Raw genomic sequence first — 6,816 nt, forward strand, 5'->3', positions numbered from 1 at the left:
GGGTTCCCCGACAGGGTGCCTGCCTGATACACCGGTCCGGCCGGCGCGAGCCTGGCCATGACATCGGCGCGGCCGCCGAATGCGGCGGCGGGCAGGCCGCCGCTCATCACCTTGCCGAAGGTGACCAGGTCACCGGCGACGCCGTCGATTCCGTGCCAGCCGGTGGCACTGGCGCGGAATCCGGTCATGACCTCGTCCATGATCAGCAGCGCGCCGTGTTCGCGGGTGATCTCACGCAGACCGGCATTGAAACCGGGCAGCGGCGGGACGGTGCCCATGTTCCCGGCCGCGGCTTCGGTGATGACCGCGGCGATCTGCCCCGAGTTGGCCGCGAACGCGGCACGGACGGCGTCGAGATCGTTGTACGGCACGACGAGGGTGTCCTCGGCCTGCGCACCGGTCACCCCCGGCGATGTCGGCAATCCGAACGTCGCGAGTCCGGATCCGGCGTCGGCGAGCAGCGCATCGACGTGACCGTGATAACACCCCGAAAATTTGACGATCTTGCTGCGGCCGGTGAATCCGCGTGCCAGGCGCACCGCGCTCATCGTCGCTTCGGTTCCGGAATTGACGAGCCGGACCTGTTCGACGGGCGCGATCCGCGCCACGATCTCCTCGGCGAGTTCGACCTCACCGGCGGTCGGCGCACCGAACGACAGACCGGACGTCGCAGCGGTCCGCACCGCCTCCACGACCGCGGGATGCGCGTGGCCGAGAATCATCGGCCCCCACGAACACACCAGGTCCACATAGGTATTGCCGTCGACGTCGGTGAGGGTGCTGCCCGCGGCCGACGCGATGAACCGGGGAGTTCCACCCACCGAACCGAACGCCCGCACCGGCGAGTTGACGCCTCCGGGCGTCACCTTCGATGCCCGGTCGAACAGGGCGGCGGAAGCAGCGTCGTGGGTGCGGGAGGCGTCGGGAGTCGCAGTCACGATTTCCAGTGTCCCAGTTTCGGCGGATTTGCCAAAAGGCGGCTCGGCGTGCGAGGAGCGCACGCGTGATCACCGTCTCCGCCCGGCCGCGACCTCCGGATTCTCGGCGGGACCGATTCCGAACCCGCGCACTCGCGGCGACACCATCCTAGGGTCGGATTCATGGCGACCACAGCTGATCATCTCCGCGACACTCTCGACGGCGCATGGCGCCAGGCCCGATCCCGTGCCCGCACCGACCTGACGCGGGAGGAGTTCGCTCCGCACTACACACCCGACCCCGGCCGGGCGCGCGCGACCGCACTCGACCAGATGCGCCTCCTCGCCGCCGCCGGCTACGCGTCGGCCGGTTTCGCCGAGGCGAGCGGCGGCACCGGCGACCCAGGCAGCGCGGTCGCGTCCATCGAGATGCTCGCGATGTCGGATCTGTCGCTCATGGTGAAGTCGGGCGTGCAGTGGGGTCTGTTCGGGGGTGCGATCGAAAACCTCGGCACACAGCGGCACCACGACCGTTACATCCGACCGCTCATCCACCTCGACCTGCTCGGATGTTTCGCGATGACCGAGACCGGTCACGGCAGCGACGTGCAGGCCCTCGAGACGACCGCGACCTACGACCCGGCCACCGGGGAATTCGTCATCGACTCCCCCACCCCGTCCGCGCGCAAGGATTACATCGGCGGGGCCGCGCAGCACGCGACGGTCGCAGCGGTGTTCGCGCAACTGATCACCGGCGGCGCGACGGAAGGTGTGCACTGTTTCGTCGTGCCGATCCGCGACGAGGACGGCAACGACATGCCGGGCGTGCGCACCTCCGACTGCGGATACAAGGGCGGACTACCCGGCGTCGACAACGGCCGCATCACTTTCGACGGGGTGCGGATTCCGCGGGAGAACCTGCTCAACCGGTACGCGGACGTCGACGCGGACGGCACCTATCACTCGCCCATCGAGAATCCGAACCGACGGTTCTTCACGATGGTCGGCACCCTCGTGCGCGGTCGCGTCACGGTCGGCGGCTCGGCTGGGGCCGCAGCGCGCGTCGCGCTGACCATCGCGGCGCGGTACGCGCTGCAGCGCCGCCAGTTCTCGGCCCCGAACGACGAGCAGGAGGTGCTGCTGCTGGACTATCTCGTGCATCAGCGCCGGTTGCTGCCGTTGATCGCCCGCTCGTATGCGCTCGGTTTCGCGCAGAACGAGCTGATCTCGGCGATGCACCGCATCCAGTCCACCCCGGTCGGCGATGTCGACCCGCAGGAGCAGCGCGAACTCGAGGGTCGTGCGGCGGGTCTGAAGGTCGCGAACACGGCGCATGCGACCCGCGCGATCCAGGAATGCCGGGAGGCGTGCGGCGGCGCCGGATACATGGCCGAGAACCGGCTGACGGCGCTGCGCGCGGACACCGACGTGTTCACCACGTTCGAGGGTGACAATCATGTGCTCACCCAGCTCGTCGCGAAGGAACTGCTCACCGCGTACGCCGACGAGGTGCGCGGCATGAGTCCGGTCGAGTGGATGCGGTTCGCGGCGACCGCGGTGTCCGACATCGTCAAGAAGCGCACGGCCGCGCAGCAGATCATTCAGACACTCGTCGACACCCGGCAGGACAACGAGGAGGACGGCAGCCTGTTCAACCGGGGTACGCAGCTCACGATGTTCGAGGACCGCGAACAGTATCTGCTCTCGACGGCGGCGCGACGGCTGCAGGCGGCGGCGAAGCGGGAGGACAACCAGTTCGACGCGTTCAACTTCGTGCAGGATCACGTGCTGCACGCGGCCCGCGCGCACATCGACCGGGTCGTGCTCGAGGCGTTCGTCGCCGGTATCGAGTCGTGCGAGGATGCGGCGGCCCGGGAACTGCTGTCGGATCTGTGCGACCTGTATGCGCTGAGCGTCATCGACGACGACAAGGCGTGGTTCATGGAGCACCGGCACCTGTCCGTGGAGCGGGCGAAGGCGGTGCTGCGCGGCATCAACGAGCGGTGCCGGTCGCTGCGTCCACACGCCGCGACACTCACCGAGGGGCTCGGTGTGCCCGAGTTCCTGCTCGGTTCGGCGATGCTCGACGGGCCGGGAACCGACGCGGGCCACAGCTGATCAGCGCGGTGTTATCCGCAGGATGCGGTCGGTGTTTCCGTTGTCGGTGGTGACCAGCACGGAGCCGTCGGGCAGCGAGGTCAGTGACCTTAGCCGCCCGTAGGCCCCGTCCAGGAGGGTCGTCGACTCGACGACGCTGCGCCCGTCGTCGGCCAGGCGCAACAGGAGCAGCAGGGCGTCCTGCTGGCTGCTGACGGCGAGCGCGCCGGACCATCGGCCCCATCCTGCGCCGGTGAGGAACGTCCCGGCCGGCGTCGCGATCGTCGGCGACCCGGAACTCCACACCGCACCGATCGCGCCGGGCACCCGATCGGGATCGGTCATGGGCACCGATTCGTCGTAGCGTCCCGGCTCCCGGTCCGGGCGGTAGCCGTAGTTGCCGCCGGGTTCGAGCAGATTGACCTCGTCGTCGCGCCGGGTGCCCTGTTCGACCGCGTAGATGCGTCCGGTGTCGGGTTGCAGCGCCACCCCCTGCACATTGCGGTGTCCGAGTGTGTACACGGTGCTGAGGGGGTCGGGGTTGCCGGGGCCGGCGGTTCCGTCCGGATTCAGATGCAGGACTTTGCCGCCGAGACTGTCGCGATCCTGTGGGACGGTGGGGCGCGCGCTGTCGCCGGTACCCACGTAGAGCGTGCCGTCCGGGTGGGCGAGGATCCGGCAACCGCCGTGTCGCCCGCCGTCGGCGACCGGCAGACCGGCGATCACGGTGTGTGAGCGGGTGGCGGCGGTCCAGTCGCGGTCGACGGTCCACGCGACGACCCGCACGTCGTCGGGGTCGCGGTGTCCCTGGCAGGTGTAGAACGTGCGGTCGGTCGCGAAATCGCGGGACAGGGCGATGCCCATCAGGCCGGTTTCACCGACCGCGTAGAGGTCGGACAGGTCGGCGTGGACGGTGGCGGTCCGCCCGTCCGGGTGGCGTACGACGAAGCGTCCACCTCGTTCGCCGGTGAGGATCGTTCCGTCGGGGGCGGCGACGACGTCCCACGGATGGTCGAGACCGTCGAGCAGGACGTCGACGGTGACCGCGGGAGGCTCGGCCGTGGGGACGGCGACCGGTGCTCCCGGTGCGGACGCTCCGGGCGCCGGGGTGCGAGCCGGGTCCGCGGCGGTGCAGGCGGATGCGCCGAGCGCGAGCGCCGCGCACGCGAGCATCGTCACCGTGCGTGCCGGGCCCGTCATCCTGTCACCGCACCAGCACGTAGCCGGCTTCGTCGACGGCGGCCGCGAGGGTGTTCGGGTCGAGTTCGGTGTCGCTGGTGACGACGAGGGCGCCGGTTTCGAGGTTCACGTCCACGTCGGAGACGCCGGCTAGCGCGGACACTTCCTCGCGGACAGCGGAGACGCAGTGACCGCAGGTCATTCCCTCGACACGGTAGGTGTTCTGCATGGTGGCTCCTTCGAGTGTGGCAACACCACCGACCATACCCCCCAGGGGTACCCGGCGCTACCGGTTCAACGGTGCGAACGCCCACTCACGAGGTCGTCGAGGCACCCGCGCAGCGCGACGTCGTCCCTCGCCCACGCGCGAACGAACGTGCCGCCGCGCAGCCGCAGCCCGATCGCCGTCCGCTTACGCGGAACCCCGGACAGTTCACCGAGGGTGCGCGCGCTCTCCCAACGGGCCGGGTCCAGGGCCGCCGGATCGGCGGGCGCCAGGACCGCCTCGATGTCCGCGACCGGCAGTTCCTCGGTTCCCTGCCGCAACACCGACTCGGTCAGCTCGACACTCACATGCCGACGTCCCGCGACGACCATGATGTACGCGAAGCCGGCCAGCATCACCGCCATCACCGGCAGCGCGAACCAGTGCACGACCGGCCCCGTCACCAGTTCGATCAGCAGTGCCACCAGGCAGAACAGCGGACCGAATGCCACCGCACGCCAGCGAGCTCCGGGCTCGTGGAACAACGGCGCCGGCGCATCGCCCATCGCGCACGACTCGCCGGTCAAGCCGAAAGGGTGCCGGGAACGACCAGGAGCACGAGTGTGACGAGACCCAGTACTGCGATGAGACCGATCAGGAGCGCCTCGCGCCGACGGCTGTAGGGTCGCGGTTCCACGTGCGAGTGCTCCACCGGTAAGACGTCCTCACGCTCGTCGGATACGGCCACAGACCGTCGATCGAGCTCACCGTACTCCGCACGGACGCAACGTCAAACATCAGGATCGAGCGGGTGTCGGCACCCTCAATTGTTAGGAATCCGAAGGAAGTACAGATTCGACTCACGGCGATGCATGAGTACGATCGCGCCCACCGTCAACACCGACTGCAGGATTCCGACGATCCCGAGCACCCAACTCTCGGCACCCGTCCCCGCCCCGACACCGAACAGCGTCGGCACCGTCGACAAGGTCATGAACACGCCCAGCAGCGTCAGCAGCATGCGCGCCCAGTTCTTGCCGCGCAGGATCTGCCGGACGACCAGATAGAGCAACCCGAGAATCACGAGGCCACCCACAGCCGCAATGCCGAGCCCGAACGGCAGCAGCATCAGCATCTGGTCGCGGGTCGGCGTGTCCGCCTCCGACATCGCGGGCATCTGCGCCAGCATCTGATCAACGAACGCATGTCGTTCCCGCCACATGACGACCGCGCTCGTGATCGTCGACACGACCCCGAAAATCAGAACTCCACACCACAATTGGTAGGCGGTCCCGACGTCCACGGGCATCGGGCGCGGCTCATCACCCGGTCCGCGCGGCGGCGTCGGCATCGGCATCGGACCCGGCGCCGTCACGACAACCAGCCCGCAGCCTCGGCGGCCCAGTAGGTCAAGACGATATCCGCCCCGGCGCGGCGGATACTCGTCAGCGACTCGAGGACAGCGGCGTCCCGGTCGATCCAGCCGTTCCGCGCGGCGGCGGTGATCATCGAGTACTCGCCCGAAATCTGGTATGCCGCAACGGGGACGTCCGACCGGTCCGCGACTTCCCGCAGGATGTCGAGATAGGACATCGCCGGCTTGACCATCACCAGATCCGCCCCCTCCGCCAGATCGAGATCGACCTCCCGAAGCGCCTCGCGCCGGTTCGCCGAATCCTGCTGGTAAGTACGACGATCGCCCTCGAGCGACGATCCGACGGCCTCCCGGAACGGGCCGTAGAACGCCGACGCGTACTTGGCCGCGTAGGCGAGCTGCGCGACGTCCAGGAAACCTGCCCCGTCGAGCGCCTCACGGATCACCGCGACCTGGCCGTCCATCATGCCGCTCGGACCGAGCACATGCGCTCCCGATTCGGCCTGCGCCACAGCCATGTCCGCGTACCGAGCGAGCGTGGCATCGTTGTCGACGCGGCCGCCGTCGCTGAGCACACCGCAGTGACCGTGATCGGTGAACTCGTCGAGGCACGTGTCGGCCATGAGCACGGTGGCGTCCCCGAGTTCGTCGCGGAGCGCGCGCAGCCCCCGGTTCAGCACCCCGTCCGGATCGGTGGCACCCGATCCGCAGGCGTCCTTGTCCTCCGGTCGCGGCACACCGAACAGCATCAGGCCGCCGACACCGACTTCGACTGCGGCCGTCGCCGCGGCCCGCAGCGAGTCCTGCGTGTGCTGGAACACCCCGGGCATGGACGAGATCTCGCGGGGCGCGTCGATACCGTCGGCGACGAACATCGGCAGCACCAGATGCCGTGGCTCGAGCGAGGTTTCGGCGACCAGACGTCGCATCGCGGGGGTGGTGCGGAGTCTGCGGGGACGAACTTCCGGGTACACGGTCGATACACCTTCCATACGACCCGTGCGCGGTTTCCGGTAGCGGTGGCTACCGAAACCGCGCACGGG

Annotated in this window: 7 protein-coding genes; 1 reads left to right on the forward strand and 6 read right to left on the reverse strand. The window is 69.0% G+C overall.

Features of this window, described 5'->3' with window-relative positions; translation table 11 throughout:
- The coding region (locus WAX14_RS08590; protein WP_422627665.1) for a glutamate-1-semialdehyde 2,1-aminomutase at positions 1 to 938 on the reverse strand (938 nt) is incomplete at its 3' end.
- Between the two features lie 162 nt (positions 939 to 1,100).
- Here WAX14_RS08590 and WAX14_RS08595 point away from each other — a divergent pair.
- Positions 1,101 to 3,035, forward strand: a complete 1,935-nt coding sequence (locus WAX14_RS08595; RefSeq protein WP_422627666.1) for an acyl-CoA dehydrogenase — start codon at positions 1,101 to 1,103, stop codon at positions 3,033 to 3,035.
- Here WAX14_RS08595 and WAX14_RS08600 read toward each other — a convergent pair whose 3' ends face one another.
- The 5 genes from WAX14_RS08600 to hemB form a co-directional block, all read right to left on the reverse strand.
- On the reverse strand, positions 3,036 to 4,214 hold the full coding sequence (locus WAX14_RS08600; protein WP_422627667.1) for a PQQ-dependent sugar dehydrogenase: 1,179 nt from the start codon (positions 4,212 to 4,214) through the stop codon (positions 3,036 to 3,038).
- A gap of 4 nt (positions 4,215 to 4,218) precedes the next feature.
- Positions 4,219 to 4,422, reverse strand: a complete 204-nt coding sequence (locus WAX14_RS08605; protein ID WP_422627668.1) for a heavy-metal-associated domain-containing protein — start codon at positions 4,420 to 4,422, stop codon at positions 4,219 to 4,221.
- A gap of 65 nt (positions 4,423 to 4,487) precedes the next feature.
- A complete protein-coding gene (locus tag WAX14_RS08610) occupies positions 4,488 to 4,964 on the reverse strand; it encodes a hypothetical protein (RefSeq protein WP_422627670.1) in 477 nt (158 codons plus the stop codon).
- A gap of 257 nt (positions 4,965 to 5,221) precedes the next feature.
- Complete coding sequence (locus WAX14_RS08615; RefSeq protein WP_422627669.1) at positions 5,222 to 5,707, reverse strand: hypothetical protein; 486 nt, start codon at positions 5,705 to 5,707, stop codon at positions 5,222 to 5,224.
- A 62-nt stretch (positions 5,708 to 5,769) separates the two neighbouring features.
- Positions 5,770 to 6,747 carry a porphobilinogen synthase gene (gene hemB, locus WAX14_RS08620; RefSeq protein ID WP_422627671.1) on the reverse strand — a complete coding sequence of 326 codons (978 nt, stop codon included), beginning with the start codon at positions 6,745 to 6,747 and terminating at the stop codon, positions 5,770 to 5,772.
- Positions 6,748 to 6,816 lie beyond the last annotated feature (69 nt).

This window comes from Rhodococcus sp. (in: high G+C Gram-positive bacteria), assembly GCF_049299235.1.
In the GTDB taxonomy this organism is placed as follows: Bacteria; Actinomycetota; Actinomycetes; order Mycobacteriales; family Mycobacteriaceae; genus Rhodococcus.